Genomic DNA, 25834 nt, shown 5'->3' on the forward strand with positions numbered 1-25834 from the left:
GAGGCAATAAATGTTCGCCGAAGAACGACACCGGCTGATCGTCGAGCAGCTTGAGAAGGACGGAAAAGTCTCCGTCGCTCAGCTCGCCGAACGCTTTGATATCACCCGGGAAACGGTGCGCCGCGACCTGGCCCAACTGGAATCAGAGAACTTCTTACGCCGTGTCCACGGCGGAGCAGTGACCATCACTGAAGCCAGCACTCGCGAAGAAAGCCACCTAGTGCGCACCGCAATTCACGCAGACGCCAAATCTCGGATTGCGCAGCGCGCCTTGAGCCTGCTGCCAGTCTCGGATGCCTCGGTCATCATTGATGCCGGAACGACCACCGAATTCCTCGCCGAACGCATGCTGCGCACCAACGCAAGCGCCGGACTGGTGGTCATCACCCACGCTTTGCCCATCGCCTCGGTACTGGTCCAGAGCCCAAGTGTCATCCTGGAACTGATCGGTGGCCGCGTACGTGGACTCACCGGTGCCACCTCCGGAGCACAGACCGTCGAAGAATACTCCCGTCACCGCGCAGACATCGCCTTTGTTGGCACCAACGGTCTGCACGCCAGCTTCGGGCTGAGCACCCCAGATCCACTGGAAGCAGCCGTCAAGCGTGCCTTGGTAGCCAGTGCCCGCCGCGTGGTTCTCTTGGCCGACAGCTCCAAGTTTGATCAGGAAACCCTGGTCTGCTTTGCCGGCCTGGATTCCATCGACACTCTGGTCACTGACCAGCAGCCCGGCGATGAACTCGCCGCCACCTTGGACGCTGCTGACGTAGAAGTGGTGATCGCATGATTGTGACCCTGACCGTCAACCCGGCACTGGATAAGACCATTGAACTTGGTGAGCCACTGTCCCACGGGTCCGTGCAGCGCGCCAAGGCAAGCCACGTGCAAGCCGCTGGTAAAGGTGTTAACGTTTCGCGCGCCATTGCCGCAGCCGGTGTTCAGACCCTGGCCGTGTTGCCCGGGGCGAGCACCGATCCATTGATCACCGCACTGGCTCTTGATCAGCTGGCGCACCGTAGCTTGTCTATCGACGAACCACTGCGCACCAATATCACCCTGACCGATCCTGATGGCACCACCACCAAGATCAACGAGCCGGGCCCGACACTGGACGCCGCACAACTTGAGGCACTCAGCCAGTTGGTGGCCGACGCCGCAGCCGGTGCACAGTGGCTGGTCTTGGCCGGTTCGCTGCCGCCGGGAGTCCCCGCCGACTTCTACGCACAGCTCACCGCACAGCTTCGCGCCTCACTGGGTGAAAAGTGCCCGAAGATCGCAGTGGATACCTCCGGTGCTCCGCTGATCGAACTTTTGCGCACTCTGAGCAGCACATCCCGGATCTAATCAAGCCCAACGCTGAAGAGCTGGCTGAATTAGTGGGCGACTGCGATGAAGAAGCACTGGAAGGCTCCACGCAACTAGCTACCGAGTGCGCCACCAAACTACTGGAGAAGGGGATCGGCGCAGTTTTGGCCACCCTAGGCTCCAAGGGTGCACTGCTGGTGACCAAGCAGGGAGTATGGTACGGATCGCATACCCCGATCACCCCACGCAGTACCGTCGGAGCCGGCGATTCCTCGCTGGCCGGCTACCTATTGGCAGATGTTGCCGGGGCCAGCGCCCCGGATCGACTGAAAAACGCAGTGGCCTACGGGGCTGCTGCCACACAGTTGCCCGGGTCCAGCATCCCCACCCAAGCAGATCTCACCGTTGACGCGGTCAGTGTCAACGAACTTTTTCAACCCAAGGAACCGAGTCATGAGTGAACTAATCACAGAAGAGCTCGTGTTGCTCGATGCCGACCTCGGCAGTAGCACCACGGAAGTCATCGATCAGCTGGCGTTGCTGGTTGCCAACCAGGGCCGCGCCACCGACGCAGCCTCGCTGGCTGCCGACGGTAAGGCTCGCGAAGCCAAAACCGCTACCGGTGTTCCCGGCGGCATCGCTATTCCGCACTGCCGCTCCGCCGCGGTGACCGAGCCAACCTTGGCCATGGCCCGGCTGAACCCGAAGGTCAACTTCGGTGCCAAGGACGGCGAAGCTGACCTGGTGTTCTTCATTGCTGCCCCAGATGGCGCCGACCAGGCGCACCTGAAGTTGCTGTCCAAGCTCGCTCGCGCACTGGTGAAGAAGTCCTTCACCGCCTCCTTGCGTGAAGCAACCAGCCCAGCTGAAATTGTGGAACTGGTTCGCGCTGTGACCTCAGATGCCCCAGCTCCAGCTGCTGCTGCGCCGGCTGCACCAGCGGCTGCCGTAGCTAGTGATGCACCAAAGAAGAAGTCCATCGTTGCTGTGACCGCTTGTCCTACCGGTATTGCGCACACCTACATGGCCGCCGATTCCTTGGCACAGACCGCCGAGGAAATGGGCGTGGACTTCGCCGTAGAAACCCAGGGTTCCTCGGGTTCCACCCCACTAGATCCAGCCGTCATTGCCGCCGCTGACGCGGTAATTTTTGCGGTGGACGTTGACGTGCGTGACCGTTCACGCTTCGCTGGCAAGCCAGTGATCCAGGTTCCAGTCAAGCGCGGTATTGATGAGCCAGAAAAGCTGATCAACGACGCCATTGCTGCTTCCGAGGATCCATCGGCCCGCCGTGTTCCTGCCGGTGCTGCCACCAGCACCGAAGAGAACAAGGACAATGAGTCCTTCGGCGCTGGCCTGAAGCGTGCGCTGCTGACCGGTGTCTCCTACATGATTCCTTTTGTCGCCGGTGGCGGTTTGCTGATCGCCTTGGGCTTCCTGTTCGGCGGTTACGACATCACCGGCGTTGCAGACAAGTACCTGACCGAGAACACCCTGTTCAACCTGCCTGATGCTGGCTTCATGTCCTACATCGGTGCAGTGGCGTTCAAGATCGGTAGCCTCTCCATGGGCTTCCTGGTCCCCGCGCTAGCCGGCTACATTGCGTACGCCTACGCTGACCGTCCGGGTATCGCCCCAGGCTTCACCGCAGGTGCGGTGGCAGGCTTCATGGGCGCAGGCTTCATCGGCGGTATCGTCGGTGGTTTGATCGCAGGTCTGGCCTGCCGCTGGATCGGCTCCTGGAACGTGCCACGCTGGATGCGCGGTTTGATGCCGGTAGTGATCACCCCACTGTTGGGTTCGATTATTGCCTCGGGTCTGATGTTCCTGTTCCTTGGTGGCCCTATCGCTAAGCTGACCGAAGCTTTGAATAGCTGGCTCTCGGGCATGTCCGGTACCGCTGCAGCAGTGCTTGGTCTGATTCTTGGTCTGATGATGGCCGTAGATCTTGGCGGGCCAGTGAACAAGGTGGCCTACTCCTTCGCAGTAGCCGGTCTGGGCACCGCTTCACTGGCAGATAACCCTGCACCAATGATGATCATGGCCGCCGTTATGGCTGCCGGCATGGTTCCACCTCTGGCCCTGGCTTTGGCCACGACCGTCCAGCCGAAGCTGTTCAGCGAAGGCGAACGTGAAAACGGTAAGGCCGCCTGGTTGCTAGGTGCAGCCTTCATCTCTGAAGGTGCCATTCCTTTTGCTGCCACCGACCCACTGCGCGTGATCCCAGCCTCCATGGTTGGTGCTGGTGTAACCGGTTCGCTGATCATGACCTTCAACGTCATCAGCCAGGCACCACACGGTGGTATCTTCGTCTTCTTCGCTATGAATAACACCTGGCCACTATTCCTGTTGGCTACCTTGATCGGTGCGGTAATCTCAGCAGTACTGGTTATAGTTTTGAAGAAGTACGTACGCAAGGCTCCAGTTGGAGCCGCTGAGCCGGCAAAGGTCGCAGCATGAGCAAGAAATACACTGGAGTAGGCGTCAGCGCCGGACGCGTCATTGGACGCGTACGTCGCATGCCTGAACCAATCCTCGCACCGGCCGACGGTGCACCACTGCCTCAGGGTGTCAGCGCTGAAGAAGAAACTCAGCGCCTGGCTGATGCCTCCAAGGCGGTTGCAACCGGGCTCAAGGAGCGCGCAACACTGGCTACCGGGGACGCTCAGGCCGTGCTGAAGGCCACCGCGTTGATGGCTAGCGACCGCTCGCTGATCAAGTCGGCGACCAAGCTGGTTGCTGGTGGAACGTGCGCCGAGTCGGCCATCTGGGAAGCTGCCGACGCGGTAGCCACCCAGCTGACCGCGCTGGGCGGCTACATGGCCGAACGTGCTGGCGACGTGTTGGACGTTCGCGCCCGCATTGTTGCCGAACTGCGCGGAGTGCCTGCCCCAGGCATCCCGGACTCGAATGAACCATTTATCCTTGCTGCCGTGGATTTGGCACCTGCTGACACCGCGACCCTGGATCCAGCTAAGGTGCTGGCTTTGGTCACCTCCGATGGGGGACCGCAGTCACACACCGCGATTATCGCCCGCTCGCTGGGCCTGCCGGCCATTGTTGCCGCACCGGAAACCATTGAGCTGGCCGACGGTGACTACGTCTTTGTCGACGGCATCGATGGACAGGTCATCACCGATCCGACGGAAGCCGAAGAGCACCTGGCCTCCACCTACGCTAACCGCGAGGTCCTGCCAGATTTCTCCGGCACCGGAGAACTCGCCGATGGTTACCGTGTTCCGTTGCTCTCCAACGTGGGTAGCGGCGGCGACGCACAGCTAGCTGCGAGCGCAGGTGCCGAAGGTGTTGGCCTGTTGCGCACCGAGTTCTGCTTCTTGGGCAAGGAAAAAGAGCCTACCCATGAAGAGCAGGTTTCTGCCTATGGTGCAGTCTTTGCTGCCTTTCCACACAAGAAGGTAGTGGTTCGCACCCTGGATGCAGGAGCGGATAAGCCATTGCCATTCTTGACCGATTCCAGTGAGCCAAACCCGGCACTGGGTGTGCGCGGCTACCGCACCGACTTGACCAGCCCAGGTGTGCTCGAGCGTCAGCTGAAGGCTATTGCCCAAGCTGCCAGCGAGCATGAGGCTGATGTTTGGGTGATGGCTCCGATGATCTCCACTCCAGCTGAAGCGCAAGACTTCGCCACCATGGCGAAGGCCACTGGCTTGGCCATCGCCGGCACCATGATTGAGGTCCCCTCAGCTGCAGTGCTGGCGGGCCAGATCCTGCAGCGTTGTGACTTTGTTTCCATTGGCACCAATGACCTGACTCAGTACACCATGGCTGCAGACCGTCAGCTAGGCACCCTTGCGGATCTGAACGATCCTTGGCAGCCAGCAGTGCTGCATATGGTTGCTGCAACTACCGCAGGTGCACACAGCGCCGGTGACAAGTCAGTGGGCGTGTGTGGTGAAGCTGCTGCGGATCCTGCCTTGGCGGTAGTACTGGTTGGTTTGGGTGTCACCACCCTGTCCATGAACAAGCGCGCTTTGGCTCCAGTTTCGGCCGTATTGCGTACCGTGGACTTTGCCAAGGCGCAGCGCCTGGCCAAGTTGGCTCTGGATGCACCGTCTGCCGAGTTGGCTCGTAGCGCAGTACGCGCCGAGCTGAGCGAACTGGACCGCTTCGGCCTGTAGGCCACTAGAATTTATCCTAAACAACCTTTCAACTGATCCTGAAGGAGCCATCATGGCAGAACGTACCGCAATCATCGGCAGCCGCGTCGGCCTGCACGCACGCCCAGCAGCTATTTTTGCTGAAGCTGCAGCAGAACTTCCAGTAGAGGTCACCATCGCTCTGGAAGGCGAACCAGCAGATGAGGCAATGGACGCTTCAAGCATCCTTTCGCTGATGGGCCTTGGTGCCGAGCACGGAACCAGCGTTGTGCTGCGTGCCGAAGGCGAAGGCGCAGAAGCTGCTCTTGATCAGCTGGTCACCATCTTGGAGACCGACCACGACGCTGAGTAATTTCAGCTGAATAGATCCGGGGAACAGGCCATGGCCTGTTCCCCGTTTTTATGCCCAAAATACCGATTGACAAAATTCAATCACTTAGCGGATGATGAGACTTACGCACTAACGCAGGAGTACCAATGAGCGCGCTCAAAACCTCCGCACTGCGCCTCATCAAGCCCTTCGCCATCCGCGACTATGCCTTGCTGGCCAGCGCCCTTGTTTTATCTACCTTTGCCGCTGGCATGTGGACCGTGGCCATGGTCTATCAGGTGCGCCGCTTAGACGGCGGGCCGGTGGAACTGTCCATGGTCGCCACTGTCAACGCCGTAGGTCTGCTGTGCTTTGTCCTCTTTGGCGGCATCATGGCGGACCGGCATTCCTGCCGGCGCATTGTTGTGCTGGTGGAGAGCTTTTCCTTCGTATTGATGACCCTCACCGCGGTGCTCGCCATCAGCGGTGCGTTGGAATTGTGGCACCTGATGCTGGCGGGCTTTTTTGTGGGTGCCGGTTCAGCATTTTTCTACCCGGCCTACTCCGCGTTGTTGCCCAAGATGTTGCCAGCAGACCAGCTCCTGGCTGCCAACGGCCTCGAAGGAACCATCCGCCCCGTGGTGCATACCGCTCTGGGCCCAATGACCGCCGGTTTCATGGTGGCCGCTTTGTCGCCAGCTCACGCCATCATCGGTGTCGCGCTGGTGCATTTGCTCGCTTTGATGATGCTGCGCAGGATTCCGAAAAAGGACGCCTACAACGCGATAGCACTGGAAGCAGGCCAGGCGAAGCCTGGGATCATCCGCCAACTGCGTGAGGGCGTTGGCTATACGGTACGCACCCGCTGGCTGCTATGGACCTTGCTGTTTTCGGTGATCTCCGTATTCACCTTTATCGGCCCCTTCGAAGTGCTGTTGCCGTTTATCGTCAGTGATCACCTGCATGGCGATGCAAAACTCTTTAGTTTTGCGCTCGCCTTCTTCGGCGTCGGCTCCGCGGTAGGTTCACTACTGATTGCCTCGGCAAAATTCCCGCGTCGCTACTTGAGCCTCATGACTGCTTGCTGGTGCCTTGGTACTTTGCCTTTAGCTCTGGTGGGCTATGTTGAACAAGCTTGGATGCTCTGTGCCATCCTGCTGGCATTCGGCATCACCGATGCCGTGGGCATGGTCATTTGGGGAACATTGCTACAACGCAGGGTGCCCAGTCACTTGTTGGGACGAATCTCCAGTCTGGACTTTTTCGTTTCACTTGCCTTGATGCCGCTATCCATGGCGGTCGCGGGGCCGCTGACCCACGTTCTGAGCCTGCAGTCGATCTTCATCATTGCCGGCCTTGCGTCACCAGTATTTGGCGCCATCGCGTGGTGGGCCGGAAAATTTGCTCGCGACGAAGTGGAGCATCCACTGATTGATGAGCCAGCGTCGGTGGCCGAAGGTGAGCTCCGGTAGTTTCCGTATTTCACCCTGGGCACGGCCGTACGGCCGTGCCCAACGTTTGCTAAAAAGCAGCGAAATTTTCGACTCATTCACTGTGGCGTTCTGCACCAAACCAGTGCTCAGCTACAAAACTAGAAGGATGCGCCGACGATTTTTTGTCTTGCCTCTGCGGTATCTCACGCTACTGGCTTTGGTGTGCTCAGTTTCTGCCTGCACTTCTCCGCCCGATGCCCCGGCACCACCGCAGGCTTCAGAGCAATACCAACGTCAGCCAGTCGATTGCGCCGTGGATAAATGCGTGGCACTAACTTTTGATGATGGTCCGGGACGGTCCACCAATAGCCTGCTTGATGAATTGGATAAATCTGATACTCCAGCCACGTTTTTCTTGATCGGTAGGCAAGTTCAGAAGTATCCAAAGACAGTACAACGTATGGCCAACGCGGGGCATCAGCTGGGCAACCACACATGGGACCATTCAGATCTCACCACGCTGAGCGATAAACAAATCAAGCAAAAAGTTGCTTGGACCAGCACAGCTATCGAGAAGATAACCGGAGACAAACCGTCAGTCTTCAGACCACCGATGGGACGCCACAATCCTGCCATTGACAAGTTGATCCCGCTGCCGCTGGTGCTGTGGGATATCAATACTCGTGACGGTCGACATCATGATCCACAACAGACAATGAGCATCGCCATGGATAATGTCCAGCCCGGATCAATCATCCTCATGCATGACGTGCACGCCACTACCGTGAAAGCCGTTCCAGAATTGATCTCAAGGCTAAAGGCTCAGGGCTATACCCCGGTTACCGTAGATCAGTTGTTGGACGGCAAACTGCAAAACTCTGTTGCCTATTCCTTTGCACCTCATGCTGGGGTGCAACGCTAACAGCTCTACTTAAAGCCAAAGGCCTACGGAGCTTGCTCGGCGTAGAGGCGCAATTGATCCAACTTGTCCCCCTCGCTTTCGCGAACGTTCGTGGCAAGTTCTTCACATTGTTCAACGCTTAGATCAGGATTAATGATTGCCACCTGCAACACCACTTCGGTGTACCCTGCGTCGTCCTTCAAGTCGTACCGATAGGACAGTCCATCTGGGTTTTCTGAAGTATGCAGAATCAGCAATCGGTTTTCGATGAGTTCATGGACGTGATAAACCCGTTCATGGCCGGCGACCCGATAGACCAGGCTGGTGCCAACCTTTAGTTCTGGATCATCGGAATGCATGGAACCAATTCCATGGATCCACAAGGGAGCAGCTGCCCAATCGGTCAGCAATTCCCAGACTCGGTGCACCGGAAGATGAATGAGAACGGTGCTCTCAAAAACACTGAACTGGCTCATACACGCATCGTTGCACTCTCGGCGCTCTTTGGGAATAGCAATCAGGGCTTTGGATATGACAAAGCCGGCATCATGCAGATTCTGCGTGATGCCGGCGTACGTAATTACTGGTGTTTACCAGTCTTCGTCAACGTCTGCCTCGGAAATACCCAACTCCGGTTCCTGCTCAAGGTCGAAGTGATACCAGGCTTCGGTAAAGTCAGACATCGCATCCAGCGCGTCCTGCGCATCATCGTCCAAAACCTCAAGGGCTTCGGGGCTGTTGAGCACTGCGCTCACCGCCGTGAACGGATGATGTTCAAAGTAGTCTGTTGGGTTGGAGCTTTCGTTAAACGTCAGATTCTCACTGCGTGCGAATAGGTCCACGTACTGAGCCACTGCCTCGGGCAGACGGCTCAGATTGATGCCGGTCAAGGACTCATTGTAGATTTCAGCAGTTGCATCAGCCCACTGCTCAATGAGCTCTTCGCTCATCATCGCCATCTGTTTATCCACCTCGTGGTCGGGGGTTTGCTTCACGTAGTTCGGTAGCAATTCATCTTATTTCTTCAAGGCGAGCATGCCAAGACAGAAAGCACAGATGGATTGTGATATTTGCAATTGAGCAAAGCGCCGCGGCGAAAGCAATGAATCCGAGCACCAAATGCAATCCGATGAAATACAACCCTCCCAAGATTCGGGCGGGACAGGGCGAAGCCCTCAAATTTAACTGAGGTGCTCACCAGCCACCGCGCGAGCCATCAAGGTCTTACTGCATCCCAATCAAAGTCAGGTTGTTCGGTGCGCTGCGGCTTTTCTGGCTCTGATGCTGGGGCCACTGTGGGGGCAACGTTGCCAAGTAGCGCCGCACTAACCTGGCCGAGCAATTGCAAAGCTGCCGTATCGCCGGGATCTATTGGACCACGATATCGATACGCGTCAGGGTTTCAAGGGCGCATGAGGCTATCAATCAGAGGATCATTCAGGTCTCTATGTTCCGCTATTGCAAGTTCTTGCTGGCAAACTTCATCTAATTACTGTGCCACTTAAGGCATCCAGCGGGTACCGCATAAACGGTACCCGCTGGAATTATCTGTGTGCTTTGAGCTTCGCTGCGGAACCAGTTCGACTCGGCCCGACCATAGTACTGTCTTGCTTAGTACGCCTTGACACCTTGTTCTACGATCAGGTGGATCAGCGCAAAGGTCTTGTCCTCGTCGATAGCCTTCACAGCCGCTTCCACTGCTGCTGGGACTTCAGAGTCCTGCTCAACCCGGACTCCGAAACCGCCAAAAGACTGCGCCATCAAAGCGAAATCAGGATTTTTCAGCTGCGTGCCCGAAACACGGTCCGGGTACTGGTGTTCCTGGTGGGTACGGATGGTTCCGTACTGCTGGTTGTCCATGATGATCACCAACGGAGTTGCCCCGTACTGCGTGGCGGTGGCCAGCTCTTGTCCGTTCATGAGGAACTCACCGTCACCGGCAACCGTAACTACGCGGCGCCCCGGGTAGTTCAGCGATGCTGCCACAGCCGATGGAATCGAGTAACCCATGGAACCGTTTCGAGCTGAGAGCATCGAGGCATACCCATTGGTCGGGAAGTAACGGTGCGCCCAGTTGGTGTGCTCACCGGCACCAAAGGTGACCATGGCATCCGAAGGAAGTCCGGAGACTAGGTTGGACATCAGCGTCGCCATTTTTGCTGGTCCATCAGCTGGGACAGCCGATGGCAGTTCAGCAAACTTTTCCTGCTCACTTCGCATCCGCGCAGTCCACTCTTTCCATGAATCTTTGACCGGCAGATCCATCAGCAACAAGTCGCGGACAAATACATCAGGCTTAGCCACGATCTGATGCGAAACGGGGCCGGAGCGCCCACGTAGCGATGGGTCGATGGTGACGAGGAAGTTTTTCTTTTCCCAATTTTGGCGGATGTTAAACCCGTCGGTGATCACGTCCCCCGGAACGGTGCCCACGAAGATCAAAAGATCGGTTTCTTCTAGTAGGTTGTAGGTCGGCTTAGGACGTCCGTAACCAATGGGCCCGACATAGGAAGGTGAGTTGAATGGTACGGTACCTTCACAACGCCATTCGGCTGCAGCGGGCAGGTCATGCTCTTCTAGCCATCGAGTGAAATCGGCAGCGCCCTTCGCCGACCAATCGTTGCCACCAAAAATAAACAGTGGCTTGTCTGCTTCTTGCAGTGCGGTATTCAGCGCTTTCCAGTCCGTCACTGTCATGCCGCCAGTGGCCACAGGGATTACTGGGTGTAGCTCAGCCGAAATTTCATTGCGGATCACGTCTTCTGGAAGGCCAACAACCACGGGGCCTGGACGTCCAGACATGGCCGCAAACATCGCTTCTGCGACCACTTCGCTGGCGCGTTCTGCGTGATCCAAAATCATTACACGCTTGGCACCGGTGCCAAACCAGGCTTTCGGATCAAATTCTTGGAAGGCTTCCTTTTCGCGGTGTTCAAAGGAATCAGCCCGACAAAGAGAACCAGTGGGGTGGAATCCTGCCAAGCGGTGTGCAAACCAACGTGCGCGTTAGCCGCACCGGGCCCGCGGGTCACCATAGCGATGCCGGGGCGCTGATGCATTTTTCCTTCGGCTTCCGCCATGTACGTGGCTCCGCCTTCGTGGCGACATACGACAGTCTCAATGGGTGAGTTGTGCAGGCCATCAAGGACGTCCAAGTAGCTTTCGCCCGGGACTACGTAGGCTCGTTCAACGCCGTGCGCGGCAAGTGTATCGACAATGACATGTCCGGCTGACTTCTTTGTCAGACCTTGAGCATTTTCACTCATCTTTAGGCGTCTTTCTGGTTGCGAGAAATCTTCTGACGCAACGAAAAAGATGGCGTTAAAGCCGGTGAAGCAACGTTGCGTCGTCGAGAAACAGTACTAAAGAACCAGCAACTGTGCACCGTGAATGCGCAATACTACGCGAGTATGACACGATGCTTGCCTTCATGCATATTTCTGTACAAATTGTCTATAATTTTTCGTCAACAGAGACAGTAAGGTTAATCACACCCCCAAGCGGTCCAGTTCACAGACATAAAGCCGTTTAGCGTTGACTGGTCGCAGGTCACACAAGTAGCCTATTGAGCAATAAATGTTTACTTCCAGTAAGCATTCTTCACTCACTCGCATCGGGGTAGTCCATGGAATTCATCAATGGGGCCATTGTCGCGGTTTATCTTGCCGCAATGCTCGCCTTCGGATGGTGGGGCAAGTCCCGCACCAAAAACAGCAGTGATTATCTCGTCGCCGGACGGCGTCTTGGTCCACTGCTCTACACCGGGACCATGGCCGCAGTCGTGCTCGGCGGCGCCTCCACCGTGGGCGGTGTTGGTCTGGGATACAAATGGGGCATCTCAGGCATGTGGCTCGTCGTGGCAATCGGTGCCGGCGTAGTCCTGCTTTCTTTGTGCTTTGCACCAACCCTGCAGAAGCTCAAGGTCTTTACCGTCTCGCAGATGCTCAGCCTGCGTTACGGCAGTGCCGCAGCAACTAACAGTTCCGGCATTGTCATGCTGGCCTACACGCTGATGCTCTGCGCTACCTCCACCAGCGCTTACGCCACCATCTTCGTGGTGCTCTTCGGCTGGGAAAAGTGGGTGGCTATCGCCATCGGCGGCGCCATCGTGGTGGTCTACTCGACCATTGGCGGCATGTGGTCAATTACGCTGGCCGACCAAGTGCAGTTTGTCATCAAGACCATTGGCATCTTCGCTTTGATGCTTCCGTTCTCCTTGAACGCAGCAGGCGGCCTAGACGGCATCCGCGAACGTGTTGATGCAGAGTTCTTCAGCTTCACCGGCATCGGCCTGCAGTCGATCATCACCTACTTTGTTGTCTACACCTTGGGTCTGCTCATCGGCCAGGACATCTGGCAGCGCGTTTTCACCGCCAAGACTCCGAAGGTTGCACGCTGGGGCGGAATGACCGCAGGCATCTACTGCATCTTCTACGGCGCCGCTGGCGCACTGATTGGTATGGCCGCCAAGGTAGCCCTGCCAAATATCGCCGGTGCTGCGGATAATAAGGACGTCGTCTACGCGGAAGTTGCCACGCAGCTACTTCCCGTAGCTGTCGGTGGCCTAGTGATGGCTGCAGCCGTGGCCGCCATGATGTCTACCGCTTCCGGTGCATTGATCGCTGCCGCAACCGTGGCTCGTACCGACGTCACTCCGTTTGTGGCCAGCTGGTTCGGCAAGCAGATTCAGGTCAACTCGAATGAGAACCCTGAGCACGACGTACGCGCTAACCGAATCTGGGTGATGGCTCTAGGTGTAGTCACGGTGACGTTGGCAATTCTGGTAGACGACGTGGTTGCAGCACTGACCATCGCCTACGACATCTTGGTTGGTGGCCTCTTGGTAGCCATCATTGGTGGCCTGCTCTGGAAGCGCGGCAACGGTGTTGGCGCTACCGCGTCCATGGCTGCCGGTTCCATAGTCACCCTGGGCACAATGATCATCTTGGAGATTCAGGCCGAGAACAAGTTCGACGGCGTCTATGCCAACGAGCCAATCTACTACGGTTTGATTGCTTCAGCAGTAGCGTTCATCGTCGTTTCGCTGGTCACCAAGTCCACTGACCGCCAGGTCATTGAGCACTGGAATCTGCGCGTTGCCGGCAAGGTGCAAGATGCTCCGGTGGCTGCTGGCGTGCAGGAACCTACGCTTTAGTCCGTTAGAAATACCCGGTCGGGCAAATAAATTCGAGCCTTGTGCTCAGCGATGCAAACCGCTGAGCACAAGGCTCGTTTTGTTCTTCGTGCTCTAGTTCTTGGAACTTGCGCCCCATTTGGCCGCCGGGGCTTTCCACGAGGATAGAGCATCCAAAAGCGCATTCGGTTCGCTGGCGACGACCAGTGAGTCGCGGAACTGCGGGGCGAGGAAACCCTGATTAGTCATGTGATCCAGCATCTTCAGCAACGGCTGCCAGAATCCGTCGACATTCAACAGCGCTACTGGTTTCGCATGGATGCCAAGCTGTTGCCAGGTCCACACTTCAAAGAGCTCTTCCAACGTTCCGGCACCACCGGGCAGTGCGACAAAGCCATCAGCCAGTTCCGACATGCGGTGCTTTCGTGCATGCATGTCTGGAACAACTTCTAGGCTTGTTAGTCCTGGGTGCGCCAGTTCGCCATCAACCAGAACCTGCGGCATAACTCCGAAAACTTCTCCGCCGGCCGCTCGCGCCGCATCAGCGATCGTTCCCATCAGGCCCACGCGTCCACCGCCATAGACGATGGCCCGGCCCGAGCCGGCAACTGTACGTGCGAAGTTTTCGGCCGTTTGCTCATAAATAGGTGACTTACCTAAAGCTGAGCCGGTGAAAACTGCCAAGCTCTGAATCTTTCGTGACCCAGCGAGCAAAGCTGGGAAGACTACGTCCTTGAGCAAAGGGGCGAGCTCATCTACTTCCGCCGAAGGGTCGATCCACCGCAACTGCTCGATTTCAGCCAGTGGTTCACCAATCGGTACCAAAGGATGCTCAAATACAGTGGCTTGAACGTTATGCCCCGCTTCATTGGCCGCCGGGGCCGTGAAGGTGCCGATGATACTCAGCAATGCTGGGTCCAAACTGGCTCCCAGCTCTTCACTCACTTCTCGCACCGCCGCGTCGATGGGCGACTCCCCTAGCTCTGGCTTGCCACCGGGGAACATGAACGAAGTTGTACCTCGTTTGCGAACTGTCAGAACCTGTCCCGCATCGTTTCTGATAATGACGGCACTGACAGTGATCTGTTCTGACATTCGAGTTCTTTCTTGGTCCATCTACACGCTGGTTGCGCCTGCTCGTCACGACAACCAGACGCCACTCAATCGTAGGACTTCCTGCGAAACGGTGCGAAATCTTTGCTTGTTCAGACAGCTTCGTACACGTAGCTAAGCCCTAAAATCCACGTCCGACACTGGCATAAGTTCGTCATTGATGATCTCGTAACCTAAAGAATTGAGCACGGGAACAATTGAAATCTCTTCGCCTGTTTCCCATAGCCGTGGACCAGAATCGCCAAAGATGAAATATCCCCGGCCTCTTTCCGGACTGCTAAAGCGCAAGAACGAACAGATACCTCCCCTACCAACCGCGTCAACCGACTTTGCAAGGGATTGAAATTCTGCATAGTTCTTGGCAGCACCCGTCATTTCGCCAGCAAGAATCTTCGCAGCTTGTGCCGCTTTACGATCGGTAAAGTCCACCAGATCTACCCGTTCTTTTAGAGCCAAGGGAACCAATCTTCGTGCGAGGACTTCTTGCTCCGAGATCTGCGAATCCAGTGTGAGCACACCTAATGATTCGCAGACCGCACCCACCATCGCCTGGGCAACGTTCAAAGTGCCGCGTGGTGCTTCTAAGTCAAACCGACCGTTTGAACTAGAGAAGAACCATGCGCCTAGTTTCACGAGATCGCCAGATCGTTGACGTGCGTACCTAGAATGACAACGAAAAATGTGCGTGCCCCGAGGTAGCTTCCGAACTGTAAGTTCGCCAACTTCCTGAGCAGACAAAACTACCGCGGAGACTCGGTGGGCTCGGGCCCGGCTCATCGAGTCCAGTCCTGCCTGGTGCTCAGAGCCTCCTCGAATACCAGATCAGCTGAAATCTCAGTTTCGGCTTCACCGCGCAAGACATCAATGGGACGCATACCCTGCAACTGTGGCATGGACAGTGTCATCCATCGCGCGACGCTCCAATTGGTCGCCGCAACGGGCAGAAGTACCTGCAGAACCTTTTTTACGCCGGGAACTACTTCATGGTTCTTTAAATTGGAAGGCCGGATAGGCATTGACTTTCCCGTCTTCTAATTTGACCCGCAAGAGCGTATGACGACGAATCCTATCGCTTAACTGCTGGGGTGTTCGAACAGCTAGCTCCGTCATGACTCGTTCCGTGCCATAAAAGGTTCCGAAACGTTCGTCGATCGCTAAACGTCTTTTGGTCTTTGGTTCTTGTGCTTTGATTTCCTGATTTACAAGCACACGAATCTTCGGAAGGGCGTCATGCAAGACCCGGAGGTCCATCTCCCCGGTTGGGAGACCAAGAGCGTGGGCAAGATCTTCGACCTTACGTTCTTCTAGTGGCGCTGTACTCATCACTCATCCTTAGGCACTTATATTCTATGCCTTGATAGTAAGCGTTTGAAGAGCGCAAAGAATCTTGTGGATAAACCACCATCGTCGTCAAAGGAGTCGAGCGCACGAAAAAGGAGCTATCGCAGTTCATTCAATGAATGAACTGCGATAGCTCCCTAATATCTAGGAACTAGTCCTGGATCAGATCATGACGCACGATGGTCTGGTCACGGTCCGGACCCACGCCAATAGCAGAGATCCGGGTACCGGAGATCTTTTCCAGAGCCAGAATGTAGTTCCGGGCGTTCTCCGGAAGATCTTCCATGGTCTTGGCGCCCGAGATATCCTCGGTCCAGCCCGGGAAGTACTCAAAGATCGGCTTCGCGTGGTGGAAATCGGTCTGCGTCATTGGCATCTCATCGTGGCGCACGCCGTCTACGTCATAAGCAACACACACTGGGATCTGCTCAATGTTGCTAAGCACATCCAGCTTGGTCACGAAGTAGTCGGTAAAGCCGTTCACGCGCGAAGCGTGGCGAGCCAAAACTGCGTCATACCAACCGCAACGACGTGGGCGGCCAGTGTTCACACCGAACTCACCACCGGTCTTCTGCAGGTAGACACCCATTTCATCAAACAACTCAGTTGGGAAAGGACCGGCACCCACACGGGTGGTGTACGCCTTGATAATGCCAATGGAACGGGTGATGCGGGTTGGGCCAATACCTGAACCAACCGATGCGCCACCGGCAGTTGGGTTCGATGAGGTCACGAATGGGTAGGTTCCGTGGTCCACGTCCAAGAACGTAGCCTGGCCGCCTTCCATCAGAACAACCTTGTCCTCATCTAGTGCCTTGTTCAACTCGTAGGTCGAGTCGATAACCAGCGGGCGCAGACGCTCAGCGTAGGAGAGGAAGTACGAAACAATTTCCTCAACCTCAACGCTGCGGCGGTTGTAGATCTTAACCAGTAGTTCGTTCTTCTGGCGCAGTGCGCCTTCAACCTTCTGGCGCAGGATCGACTCGTCAAAGACGTCCTGCACGCGGATGCCGAGGCGTCCGACCTTATCCATGTAGGCCGGGCCGATGCCGCGTCCGGTGGTGCCGATGGCACGCTTGCCCAGGAAGCGTTCGGTGACCTTATCCATGGTCTGGTGGTACGGAGCCACCAGGTGCGCGTTAGCTGAAACGCGTAGCTTCGAGGTACCGGCGCCACGGGATTCAAGACCATCAATTTCTTCGAAGAGGGCCTCAAGATTCACCACGCAGCCGTTGCCGATAATCGGAGTGGCATTCGGCGAAAGGATGCCGGCTGGAAGGAGCTTAAGCTCGTACTTCTCGCCACCAACGACCACGGTGTGCCCTGCGTTGTTACCACCATTGGGCTTCACTACGTAGTCGACCAGTCCACCGAGTAGATCGGTGGCCTTACCTTTACCTTCGTCGCCCCACTGTGCTCCGACGATCACGATTGCTGGCATGGGATCCTCCCCTTGCATAAAGCAGCGGTTGCGGCGTGCTTCACGCCGTCCCGGCACGGTGCCGGGCAAAAAATATGCCCCTGTCCTGCTCACTAAAACCCGAAGGTTCGCTGCAAGAGTTAGGGGCTCTTACGACCAAAGTTTACCGAAACGATTAGTGAATCTCGAGTTGTACGTCACGGTGTCGCCCGCGACGTACATAGGCGAGCACAAGAAACGCGATTCCAGCGAAGAGCACAGCAATGCAAAAGACATACAAGGCAACCGTTGCGTAGCCCTGCTCTGGGCTCAGGAATGGGTAGGGAACCCAGCCATCGGTGGCTCCACGAACTAGAACTACCCCGGTCCAGAGCAACGGGTACACCAGTAACAGTGGCACTACCGCGTAGGACAAAAATCTACGGTCCCGGGCCAAGAGCCAATCGGCAATGACCACCAGTGGACCGATAATATGCATCACCCAATTCGCCCAGGGCAGCGGCACCCGCCCGCAGCACCTAAGGGTGCCAACAAGGTGAGGTAAATCAGACCGACCACCACCATGCACACACTTGCTAAAGCACGCAGGCCCACAACCCAGCGAGGTACCGAAGCACCCTTGGCTAGGCCTATTCCCCCGGCAATAAGTCCGACCACCACGACCACAAGATTCGACTGGATAGTGAAGTACCCAAAGAAGTTCATCGGCAATACCGGTCCTCGTGACGCGGTGTCCACATAGGTGGCTACGATGGCACTTAGAGTGATAAGCGCCCAGAGAATTCGGACTAGGTTCACATAGCGCAATGAGTTTTGAGCGGTCTTCACTCTCGAAGACTATAACTAGCAGCTACCGCTTCCAAAGATTTAAGCGTAGCGACTTGAAGATTCGTCAGTTCGTGTGTCCACAAAGTGACGAGACAGGACATACATAGTAATGAGATCCGCTGTCTTCGAAGCTATGAGTTTCAGTTTCTACGATGTACCGAGATTTCACGCTACCCGTATTCAGCAGTGGACCGCCACGAAACTTCGAGGTTAGCGGTTTAGAGTTCAGATATTTTGCTTATGACCAGCCCCGCCTCAGGGTCAGGGTCAAGGAAATTAGCCAGAACGCCGGATGTAATAAATAAGAATATACCTATAACTACTAGTATGATGATTATCAATGAAATGATGAAAAACTTCTTATCCTGTGCTTTCATATGTTAATTCATACCATCTATCCGGTCCACCTTCCATTCCGTTCTCGGAGATGCTTTGTCCCAAAATATCCGTGCTAGATTTTTCGCCCTGTCTATAGTTGGCGCGCTTGTCTGCGCGCCAACCGTCGTCTTCGCACAGCCCCAAGAGCCAGTTTCTAAAAGCACCACCGCGGCACTTGAAAACCTCGCTGCTGTTTCAGATGACACTTCACATGACGTTTTAGGAACCTCCGCAGACATTGCAGCTTCTAAAGCCTCCAACGTGTTTGATCTTCATGTCGCTGAAACTGCAATCGTTGTTCCAAGAGAGCCTGGGAAGCCCATAAGAATTGGCACTGGTTCAGAGAGCATCGAAATCCTTCGCCCCTCTGAAAATCAAGCATCAGCTATGGCCCTAGCCCCTGGTGTGATTTCGAATGAAGGCGCAGACTTCTCCACCGTCACATCTGTCAAAGATAGCGGCGACGTTCAAATCGCTACTGTCATCAACGATCCAAGATCTACTGAGCGTTTTGAATACCACTTAGACCTTCCCGATGATGCCACAATGCGCGAAGTAGAGGGTGGTGTACTGATTGAATCTAAAAATGGAGACCTGATAGGCGGGTTTGCTCCTCCTTGGGCTAAGGATGCTAACGGATTAGAAGTTCATACGCGCTACGAGATTGAAGGAAACGCCATAGTTCAAGTCGTTGACCATCATTCTGTTGAGAATCTCACGTATCCAGTAGTTGCGGATCCTGCCTACTCAAAAGGGATTATCAAACAGGTCAAGTGGGAACGATGGAAAAACGGTGGATGGGAGATCAGGTTGACAGTTACTGCGCTCGCGCGTTGGTACCAACCTTTCAACCCAAGCTACGTTTACAAAATGGGTCTAGACGATCTACGTCAACATCATCCTCGTTCCATGGCAAAAGCTACGATGGCGCAACAATGGAACTGTCATGTTGTGGGGCTTGCAGGAACGATAAATATCGACTTAGAAAGTAAGCGTAAAAGCTGGCCTGGTTGGCGCAAGGGGATAGCTACCAGTGTCATCAAGGGAAACGCTGCTAAGGCATGCAACTGGTAATTTCACCAGGCTGGCTCTAGATAGATTTTCATCAAAAGTAAGCATCTGGCTGATCGGGTAGATGCTTACTTTTTACCCACGGAACTCTTTGATATCGAGTTCTTGATATGGCGGGCACACTTCAAAAGCGGGTTCAATAACCTAAACCCGACCGGCGCGTTAACGCCTGCGTGAACCACACGGAGTGTTAATTTGTGGGTATGCCAAACCCCGAAGTCACCGACGCTGAACGCCGACTGCTCAAAGACTACAAGAACACCGCTCCCCACAAACTCGTGGTGAATAAAGCAGAAGCAGTACTCCTGCTTTCTGCGGTTGTTGACCCGGTGATTGTTGCTGACTTCGTGGACCGTGAACCTTCCACGCTGGAGGACTGGGCCCGGGACTGGAGTAAGCATCGTATGGCGTCTTTGTTTACAGGTCATGCAGGAAACCTGAACCGTAGTTTCCTCACTGAGGAGCAACGAGAGATTGTCGCTCAGGTCCTCTCCCAGCCGCCAGGTGACCAGTACTTGCCAGCACAGTTCTGGGATGTCCCGAAACTAGATCACTGGTTATTCACGACGTTCAACGTTGAATATGCGTCTGCGACTTCGTACCAGTTCTTGTTGCGCATGGCGGGGTTGTCTTTTCATAAGCCAGAGAAGTTTGACCGCAGACGAGGCGATGACAAGGCCATTGACCTGCGGATCAAAGAGATCCGTGAAGAACTCACGGTCCCGTTAGCTGACGAGGACACGTTGGTCTTCGCTGCGGACGAGGTGCGTATTGATCAGGAAGCCGTTGTCCGGCGGGCTTGGTATGAGAAGGGCACGAAAACCGTGGTGAAGGTTGACCGGCAGAAGGCTTCGCAGTCGTTTATCGGGTTCTTGGATCAGAATACGGGCCAGTGTTTGACGTTGCGGTTGGATTGGCAGAACGCCACCACGATCCTTGAAGCTGTGCAAACGTTGGTGGGGTTGCATCCAGGGAAACGGATTGTGATTGTGTGGGATAACGCGACGTGGCATAAGAACCAGTTGCTACGTGCAGAGCTAGCTCAGGGCGAAACGTTGCAGGATGTTCATTTGATCAATTTTCCGCCGTACGCTCCAGATCATAATCCGATTGAGCATGTGTGGAATGATGCGAAGAACGCGATCAGTAATGTTCAACGTGATGACTTTGAATCGACGGTGGCGGCGTTTGAAGCGCATATCCGGTCACGGTTGTTTGATTACAAGATTTGAGGTTCTGGCTGACCGTTTTTGATATGTGAGAGCCATACCTTTGCTGAATCTTCACGCGATTTTCAAGGCTCTTTGTAGGGCTTTTGATGAAACTAATTATCCACAGCAACGCTATGTGACGCTGCTAGCAACGTCATGACCTCGGCAAACATTCCATCCAGTTCGAAGCCAAGAGCCCCAAGCGATCCTTGTGTCACGTAGTAACCCGTCAGCAGAAACACACAGCATGAATCGTCATCGCAGTACGATCTATGCGCCTTAATGATGCAAACCTCACTTCTCCGAAGTTTTCATTTGCCATACCAAGTTGGCTTCCTCGGGTTTCAACGATGTGCGACTGAGTACACGTCACTAAGTCGAGCTTAAACATGGATATCAATGACATTCTCGCGCAGACTTGACTCTGACACAGTGTGAGGGCGGAGAACTGAAGAATGTTATCCATCGGGATGTTTGCGCAGATTGGTCAGGTCACCCACCGCATGTTGCGGCATTGGGATACGTCCGGTCTGCTCACCCCTGCCCATGTGGACCCGTTCAGCGGTTATCGTTCCTATGATCCGTCCCAGCTACAGCGCTTGCATCAGATTGTTGCTCTGCGCGATTTGGGATTTGGGCTCGAAGAGATCTCTTTAAGTCTGGCTCAGGGAGCAACTGCTGGAAAGATCTCCGAACTTTTGCTCATTCGTCAGGCGCAAGTAGAGACTGAACACCAGCTAGCCATGCAGCGCCTACGTGAAGTGCAACGACGTCTACAACTGATCTCCAAGGAGAAGCTCATGTCACGCATTGAAATCATTCACAAGCCATTGCCCGCAGTGCGTTTGGCGGCCGGCCGCTTCACCGTGGCCGAGCAACCTGAAATCGCCGGCCGCATCGGCCCACTCTTCGACAAGATCGCGCAGTCCATTCAGGGCCAAAGCCTTGCCACACCCGTTGCGCAGTACAACGGTACCGAGGATGGCGTAGAGGTCATTGCCGGATACGCCACTAACGCTCACAGCCTCGCAGGCGTCGAGATCATCGAGCTTCCCGCCGTGCCTGAAGCAATTTGCGGAGTGCACCTTGGCTCAATGGACACTATTCATGAAAGCTGGCAGGCCGTTCACGAAGAAGTCCTGGCCCGCGGTCTAGTCCCGTCCGGTCCGTGCCGCGAAGTCTACGTGCGCGCTGTATCCGAAGACCAAGCAGATTGGGTGACCGAACTTCAGCAGCCCGTCGGCACTCCCTAATCCACCAGCTGGTAAGGAGCTTCCAATAAGTCCCCCACCACGCTGCGCGCGGCTCCAACCAGCGCACCTGTTTGGCCCAACGTCGAGCACAGCAACCGCGCTTGACCGGCGATGCTCGGCGCGTGCACTTGGAGGCTAGCTTCCATTGCAGGACGCATCCATTGTTCTAGTGCGGCGAAGTGACCACCAAAGACGACGGTGGAAACGTTGTAGAGTCGCAGGGCCGAGGCCACCGCGATCCCCAAGGATTTTCCGGCCTCGGATACCGCGCTCAACGCTGGCTCTTCGCCAGCCTCCAGCGCTTGGTAGAGCTGGCTGATTCGCTCTTGACGCGGCGCGCTGTCGACGCCCGCGCCGAGGTTGGCGGCGGCCAAAATGGCTTCCTGCCCGGCAACGGTTTCCAAGCAACCGCGTCCGCCGCAGCTGCAGGTTTTGCCATCGGGTGCGATCACCACATGGCCGAGTTCGCCGGCGTGGCCCTGGGGTCCGACAAAAAGTTCAGCGTCGATGATCAATCCGCCACCAATGCCCACTTCCCCGGAGACAAAGAGGAAGTCGTTCTCTTGGGCATCCATCAATTGCTGTTGGGCCAGTGCTGAGGCGTTGGCTTCGTTAAAGAGCCGGAAGCGGGTTTTGGGTTCGGGCAGCAATGCTGCCACGTCGAGTTCCTGCTGAACCCAGCCAAGGTTTGGTGCCTGCAGGACGGTGAAATGTTCTTCGTTGACCAAACCGGGAACGGCTAATCCTCCGCCGAGGATCATCAGACCCTGGGCCTGGGCAGCAGCTTGGAGCCTCTGGCTCAACTCTCCGAGCGCAGCAAGTACTTCGCTTGCTGTTGAGCTGTGATTAGCGCGGGGCAGTACTTCGTGAGCCAGCAGTTTGCCACTGAGGTCCACCAGACCGGCGGCAATGTAGTCAACGTTAATTTCCATGCCAAGCACGCAGCGCGCGGGGTTCAGGACCAGACCTACCGAGGGTCGGCCACGCTCCCCGTCGCGGTGCACGCCAATTTCGGTGACCAACCCGGCAGCCAGTAGGTCGGTGACCAGGCTGGAAACCGAGGCCTTGGTGAGTTGGCTGAGTTGCGCGATATCGGCGCGGGATAACCGCTCGTCCTCCCCTGCAGCTGCGATCACCGACAAGACCCTAGCTAGGTTGGCTTTGCGCACATCTGCAACGTTGCCCGGCGCACCAGAAGTGGTAGCTCGGGCAGTAGTCGCTGGTTGGCGCATGCCTTCTCCTAAAGAATTTTTTGGGTGAATCGTTCATTGCTCGCTATTGACTCTAGCGCATGAGCGACCATATAGTTCAGGACATAAACTAAATGGTGAAAGCCAACCCTCTCGATCCAAGGATGTATCACGATGAGCGTTACCCCGACCCCTGAAGACCACTTCACCTTTGGCCTCTGGACTGTGGGATGGACCGGCGCCGACCCATTCGGTGTCGCCACCCGCAAGAACCTGGACCCGGTAGAAGCCGTGCACAAGCTCGCTGAATTCGGCGCCTACGGCATCACCTTCCACGACAATGACTTGATTCCTTTTGACGCCACCGAGGCTGAACGCGAAAAGATCCTGTCTGACTTCCGCGCAGCCCTGGAAGAAACCGGCTTGAAGGTCCCGATGGTGACCACCAACCTGTTCAGCCACCCGGTATTCAAGGACGGCGGCTTCACCTCCAACGACCGCTCGATCCGCCGTTTCGCACTGGCCAAGGTCCTGCATAACATCGATCTTGCCGCCGAGATGGGCGCCGAAACCTTCGTCATGTGGGGCGGGCGCGAAGGCAGCGAATACGACGGCTCCAAGGACTTGGCCGCAGCACTGAACCGCATGCGCGAAGGCGTGGACACGGCAGCTGGCTACATCAAGGACAAGGGCTACAACCTGCGCATCGCACTGGAGCCAAAGCCGAACGAACCACGCGGCGACATCTTCCTGCCAACCGTCGGCCACGGCCTGGCGTTCATCGAGCAGTTGGAACACGGCGACATCGTCGGCCTGAACCCGGAAACCGGCCACGAGCAGATGGCTGGCCTGAACTTCACCCACGGCATCGCCCAGGCGCTGTGGGCCGAAAAGCTGTTCCACATTGACCTCAACGGCCAGCGCGGCATCAAATACGACCAGGACCTGGTCTTCGGCCACGGCGATCTGACCAGCGCATTCTTCACCGTTGACCTGCTGGAGAACGGCTTCCCCAACGGCGGGCCAAAGTACACCGGCCCACGCCACTTCGACTACAAGCCATCGCGCACCGACGGCTACGACGGCGTGTGGGACTCAGCCAAGGCCAATATGTCCATGTACCTGCTGCTCAAGGAACGCGCCCTGGCCTTCCGCGCGGATCCAGAAGTACAGGAAGCCATGAAGACCTCGGGTGTCTTCGAACTGGGCGAAACCACCCTGAACGCCGGAGAAAGCGCAGCGGATCTGATGAGCGATTCGGCGAGCTTCGCAGGCTTTGACGCCGATGCTGCCGCGCAGCGCAACTTCGCCTTCATCCGCCTGAACCAGCTGGCCATCGAGCACCTGCTCGGCTCGCGCTAAACCCCGCCAGAACCCACCGTAGAAAGCAGCCACACTCAATGACGCTTGTAGCCGGCATCGACTCCTCCACCCAGTCCTGCAAGGTTGTCATCCGCGACGCTGACACCGGAGCGTTGATCCGCTCCGGACGCGCCAGCCACCCGGATGGCACCGAAGTGGACCCGGAGTTCTGGTTCGCCGCCCTGCAAGAAGCCATCGCCCAGGCCGGCGGCCTGGACGATGTGGCTGCGATCTCGGTGGGCGGGCAACAGCACGGCATGGTCGCGCTGGATGCCACCGGTGCGGTGATCCGCCCTGCGCTGCTGTGGAACGATACCCGCAGCGCGCAGGCGGCCCGCGACATCATCACCGAGGCCGGCGACGGTGACAGCGAGGCTGGCGCCGCCTACTGGGCGCAGCGTACCGGCACCCTTCCGGTCTCCTCGATCACCCTGGCCAAACTACGTTGGCTCAAGGACCATGAACCGGACAACGCGGCCAAGGTCGCCGCGGTCTGTCTGCCCCACGACTGGCTGTCCTGGCGTCTGGCCGGTTATGGCCCGGGCAGCGGTGTCGAAGGCTTGGCCGCTCTAGGCACCGACCGCTCCGATGCCTCGGGCACCGGGTACTACCGGGCTGCCGAAAAATCCTATGATCTCAAAGCCTTGGAGCAGCATCTGGGGCACGCCCCGATTTTGCCTGCGGTGGCGGGACCGCTGGAATCCATCGGCCGCACCGCCACCGGCGCGCTGATCGGTCCCGGCGCGGGTGATAACGCCGCCGCCGGACTGGGGGTTGGCGCCACCGTTGGTGATGTAGTGATGTCCCTGGGCACTTCCGGCACGGTCTTCGCGGTTGCCGATGCCCCATCTGCAGACACCAGCGGGCTGGTGGCCGGGTTTGCCGATGCCACCGGAAACTACCTCCCACTGGTGTGCACGCTAAACGCAACCCGAATTTTTGATGCCACCGCCAACCTGTTGCAGGTGAGCCTGACAGAGCTCAATGACCTCGCCCTGTCAGCCAACCCGGGCTCCAATGGCCTGACCCTGCTCCCTTACTTCGACGGCGAGCGCACCCCGAACCTGCCAGATGCCACGGGTTCGCTGCACGGAATCACCCGTGCGAATTACACTGCACCCAACTTGGCTCGCAGCGCGGTGGAAGCAATCATCTGCTCGCTAGCCGATGGGCTGCGCGCGCTTGAGGCTCAAGGGGTTCAAGCCCAGCGCATCATCTTGGTGGGCGGCGGAGCGCAGTCCACAGCGGTGCAGCAGATTGCAGCCCAGGTGCTGGGCCTGCCGATTATCATTCCGGCCCCTGGCGAGTATGTGGCTGATGGCGCGGCACGGCAAGCTGCCGGTGTGCTGGCCGGAGCATTCCCGCAGTGGACCCATGACTCCACCGAAGTCCCTGCGGCAGAAGCAACACCGCATGTTTTGGAACGCTACCGTTCGCTGGTTTCCAGCCAGTGGCTAGAGAAGTAA

General features: G+C 56.7%; 23 protein-coding genes and 1 pseudogene. 14 read left to right on the plus strand and 10 right to left on the minus strand.

Translation table 11 applies throughout. From position 1 onward, the window contains the following. Positions 1 to 10 precede the first annotated feature (10 nt). From N6V40_RS01260 to N6V40_RS01290, 8 genes are all read left to right on the plus strand, one after another. Positions 11 to 787 carry a DeoR/GlpR family DNA-binding transcription regulator gene (locus N6V40_RS01260; protein ID WP_131090587.1) on the plus strand — a complete coding sequence of 259 codons (777 nt, stop codon included), beginning with the start codon at positions 11 to 13 and terminating at the stop codon, positions 785 to 787. Beyond that, a complete protein-coding gene (locus tag N6V40_RS17200; protein ID WP_315973744.1) occupies positions 784 to 1344 on the plus strand; it encodes a 1-phosphofructokinase family hexose kinase in 561 nt (186 codons plus the stop codon). The genes N6V40_RS01260 and N6V40_RS17200 overlap by 4 nt, the downstream gene beginning before the upstream one ends. A gap of 32 nt (positions 1345 to 1376) precedes the next feature. Continuing rightward, a complete protein-coding gene (locus N6V40_RS17205) occupies positions 1377 to 1766 on the plus strand; it encodes a PfkB family carbohydrate kinase (RefSeq protein WP_315973745.1) in 390 nt (129 codons plus the stop codon). Continuing rightward, positions 1759 to 3765 carry a PTS fructose transporter subunit IIABC gene (locus N6V40_RS01270; protein ID WP_131090589.1) on the plus strand — a complete coding sequence of 669 codons (2007 nt, stop codon included), beginning with the start codon at positions 1759 to 1761 and terminating at the stop codon, positions 3763 to 3765. Before N6V40_RS17205 ends, N6V40_RS01270 begins: the two co-directional genes overlap by 8 nt. After that, positions 3762 to 5444 (plus strand): phosphoenolpyruvate--protein phosphotransferase, encoded by a 1683-nt coding sequence (ptsP, locus tag N6V40_RS01275; protein WP_131090590.1) that lies wholly within the window; start codon positions 3762 to 3764, stop codon positions 5442 to 5444. The genes N6V40_RS01270 and ptsP overlap by 4 nt, the downstream gene beginning before the upstream one ends. A 52-nt stretch (positions 5445 to 5496) precedes the next feature. After that, positions 5497 to 5775 (plus strand): HPr family phosphocarrier protein, encoded by a 279-nt coding sequence (locus tag N6V40_RS01280; protein WP_131090591.1) that lies wholly within the window; start codon positions 5497 to 5499, stop codon positions 5773 to 5775. 125 nt (positions 5776 to 5900) lie between these two features. Further along, entirely contained in the window at positions 5901 to 7205 is a 1305-nt protein-coding gene (locus N6V40_RS01285) for an MFS transporter (RefSeq protein ID WP_131090592.1), read from the plus strand. Positions 7206 to 7491: 286 nt separating this feature from the next. After that, the gene (locus N6V40_RS01290; protein ID WP_165477395.1) at positions 7492 to 8088 is read left to right on the plus strand and encodes a polysaccharide deacetylase family protein; all 597 of its coding nucleotides are present in this window, start codon (positions 7492 to 7494) and stop codon (positions 8086 to 8088) included. Between the two features lie 23 nt (positions 8089 to 8111). Here the strand turns inward: N6V40_RS01290 and N6V40_RS01295 are convergent, their stop codons facing one another. From N6V40_RS01295 to N6V40_RS01305, 3 genes and pseudogenes are all read right to left on the minus strand, one after another. Further along, entirely contained in the window at positions 8112 to 8543 is a 432-nt protein-coding gene (locus tag N6V40_RS01295; RefSeq protein WP_131090594.1) for an SRPBCC family protein, read from the minus strand. A 114-nt stretch (positions 8544 to 8657) separates the two neighbouring features. Beyond that, the gene (locus tag N6V40_RS01300; protein WP_131090595.1) at positions 8658 to 9062 is read right to left on the minus strand and encodes a hypothetical protein; all 405 of its coding nucleotides are present in this window, start codon (positions 9060 to 9062) and stop codon (positions 8658 to 8660) included. A gap of 616 nt (positions 9063 to 9678) precedes the next feature. Continuing rightward, positions 9679 to 11333, minus strand: a pseudogene (locus N6V40_RS01305) (thiamine pyrophosphate-dependent enzyme). Positions 11334 to 11692: 359 nt separating this feature from the next. Here N6V40_RS01305 and N6V40_RS01310 point away from each other — a divergent pair. Beyond that, positions 11693 to 13222, plus strand: a complete 1530-nt coding sequence (locus tag N6V40_RS01310; RefSeq protein WP_131090597.1) for a sodium:solute symporter family protein — start codon at positions 11693 to 11695, stop codon at positions 13220 to 13222. A gap of 93 nt (positions 13223 to 13315) precedes the next feature. Here N6V40_RS01310 and N6V40_RS17210 read toward each other — a convergent pair whose 3' ends face one another. The 6 genes from N6V40_RS17210 to N6V40_RS01345 form a co-directional block, all read right to left on the minus strand. Then, positions 13316 to 14296 carry a TIGR00730 family Rossman fold protein gene (locus tag N6V40_RS17210; protein WP_131090598.1) on the minus strand — a complete coding sequence of 327 codons (981 nt, stop codon included), beginning with the start codon at positions 14294 to 14296 and terminating at the stop codon, positions 13316 to 13318. A gap of 132 nt (positions 14297 to 14428) precedes the next feature. Further along, positions 14429 to 14947 (minus strand): hypothetical protein, encoded by a 519-nt coding sequence (locus N6V40_RS01325; protein WP_131090600.1) that lies wholly within the window; start codon positions 14945 to 14947, stop codon positions 14429 to 14431. A 348-nt stretch (positions 14948 to 15295) separates the two neighbouring features. Further along, a complete protein-coding gene (locus N6V40_RS01330) occupies positions 15296 to 15637 on the minus strand; it encodes a hypothetical protein (protein ID WP_262198647.1) in 342 nt (113 codons plus the stop codon). Positions 15638 to 15806: 169 nt separating this feature from the next. After that, entirely contained in the window at positions 15807 to 17096 is a 1290-nt protein-coding gene (locus N6V40_RS01335) for an adenylosuccinate synthase (RefSeq protein ID WP_262198648.1), read from the minus strand. A 154-nt stretch (positions 17097 to 17250) separates the two neighbouring features. Next, the gene (locus tag N6V40_RS01340) at positions 17251 to 17553 is read right to left on the minus strand and encodes a Pr6Pr family membrane protein (protein WP_262199683.1); all 303 of its coding nucleotides are present in this window, start codon (positions 17551 to 17553) and stop codon (positions 17251 to 17253) included. Next, positions 17553 to 17903, minus strand: coding sequence for a hypothetical protein (locus N6V40_RS01345; RefSeq protein ID WP_262198649.1), 351 nt, complete (start codon positions 17901 to 17903; stop codon positions 17553 to 17555). The genes N6V40_RS01340 and N6V40_RS01345 overlap by 1 nt, the downstream gene beginning before the upstream one ends. Positions 17904 to 18335: 432 nt before the next feature. On the opposite strand from N6V40_RS01345, the gene N6V40_RS01350 reads away from it, so the two are divergent. From N6V40_RS01350 to N6V40_RS01360, 3 genes are all read left to right on the plus strand, one after another. Beyond that, complete coding sequence (locus tag N6V40_RS01350) at positions 18336 to 19355, plus strand: hypothetical protein (RefSeq protein ID WP_262198650.1); 1020 nt, start codon at positions 18336 to 18338, stop codon at positions 19353 to 19355. 194 nt (positions 19356 to 19549) lie between these two features. Beyond that, entirely contained in the window at positions 19550 to 20584 is a 1035-nt protein-coding gene (locus N6V40_RS01355; protein ID WP_262198651.1) for an IS630 family transposase, read from the plus strand. Between the two features lie 434 nt (positions 20585 to 21018). Then, positions 21019 to 21816, plus strand: coding sequence for a MerR family transcriptional regulator (locus tag N6V40_RS01360; RefSeq protein WP_262198652.1), 798 nt, complete (start codon positions 21019 to 21021; stop codon positions 21814 to 21816). Here the strand turns inward: N6V40_RS01360 and N6V40_RS01365 are convergent. Continuing rightward, positions 21813 to 23048 (minus strand): ROK family transcriptional regulator, encoded by a 1236-nt coding sequence (locus tag N6V40_RS01365; RefSeq protein WP_131090606.1) that lies wholly within the window; start codon positions 23046 to 23048, stop codon positions 21813 to 21815. The genes N6V40_RS01360 and N6V40_RS01365 overlap by 4 nt on opposite strands. A 132-nt stretch (positions 23049 to 23180) precedes the next feature. Between N6V40_RS01365 and xylA the strand changes: the two genes are divergently transcribed. Both xylA and xylB read left to right on the plus strand, forming a co-directional pair. Beyond that, positions 23181 to 24368, plus strand: a complete 1188-nt coding sequence (gene xylA, locus N6V40_RS01370; RefSeq protein ID WP_131090607.1) for a xylose isomerase — start codon at positions 23181 to 23183, stop codon at positions 24366 to 24368. A gap of 38 nt (positions 24369 to 24406) precedes the next feature. After that, positions 24407 to 25834, plus strand: a complete 1428-nt coding sequence (gene xylB / locus N6V40_RS01375) for a xylulokinase (protein ID WP_262198653.1) — start codon at positions 24407 to 24409, stop codon at positions 25832 to 25834.

Source organism: Glutamicibacter sp. M10, assembly GCF_025452055.1.
Classification (GTDB): domain Bacteria; phylum Actinomycetota; class Actinomycetes; order Actinomycetales; family Micrococcaceae; genus Glutamicibacter.

Bases quoted from the DNA above. Each gene is read 5' to 3' on its own strand.
- N6V40_RS01365 (WP_131090606.1), bottom strand. From the start codon at position 23,048: ATGCGCCAACCAGCGACTACTGCCCGAGCTACCACTTCTGGTGCGCCG.
- N6V40_RS01285 (WP_131090592.1), top strand. From the start codon at position 5,901: ATGAGCGCGCTCAAAACCTCCGCACTGCGCCTCATCAAGCCCTTCGCC.
- N6V40_RS17200 (WP_315973744.1), top strand. From the start codon at position 784: ATGATTGTGACCCTGACCGTCAACCCGGCACTGGATAAGACCATTGAA.
- N6V40_RS01260 (WP_131090587.1), top strand. From the start codon at position 11: ATGTTCGCCGAAGAACGACACCGGCTGATCGTCGAGCAGCTTGAGAAG.
- N6V40_RS01330 (WP_262198647.1), bottom strand. From the start codon at position 15,637: ATGAGTACAGCGCCACTAGAAGAACGTAAGGTCGAAGATCTTGCCCAC.
- N6V40_RS01295 (WP_131090594.1), bottom strand. From the start codon at position 8,543: ATGAGCCAGTTCAGTGTTTTTGAGAGCACCGTTCTCATTCATCTTCCG.
- xylA (WP_131090607.1), top strand. From the start codon at position 23,181: ATGAGCGTTACCCCGACCCCTGAAGACCACTTCACCTTTGGCCTCTGG.
- N6V40_RS01340 (WP_262199683.1), bottom strand. From the start codon at position 17,553: ATGCATATTATCGGTCCACTGGTGGTCATTGCCGATTGGCTCTTGGCC.
- N6V40_RS01270 (WP_131090589.1), top strand. From the start codon at position 1,759: ATGAGTGAACTAATCACAGAAGAGCTCGTGTTGCTCGATGCCGACCTC.
- xylB (WP_262198653.1), top strand. From the start codon at position 24,407: ATGACGCTTGTAGCCGGCATCGACTCCTCCACCCAGTCCTGCAAGGTT.
- N6V40_RS01280 (WP_131090591.1), top strand. From the start codon at position 5,497: ATGGCAGAACGTACCGCAATCATCGGCAGCCGCGTCGGCCTGCACGCA.
- N6V40_RS01335 (WP_262198648.1), bottom strand. From the start codon at position 17,096: ATGCCAGCAATCGTGATCGTCGGAGCACAGTGGGGCGACGAAGGTAAA.
- N6V40_RS17210 (WP_131090598.1), bottom strand. From the start codon at position 14,296: ATGTCAGAACAGATCACTGTCAGTGCCGTCATTATCAGAAACGATGCG.
- ptsP (WP_131090590.1), top strand. From the start codon at position 3,762: ATGAGCAAGAAATACACTGGAGTAGGCGTCAGCGCCGGACGCGTCATT.
- N6V40_RS01360 (WP_262198652.1), top strand. From the start codon at position 21,019: ATGTTATCCATCGGGATGTTTGCGCAGATTGGTCAGGTCACCCACCGC.
- N6V40_RS01310 (WP_131090597.1), top strand. From the start codon at position 11,693: ATGGAATTCATCAATGGGGCCATTGTCGCGGTTTATCTTGCCGCAATG.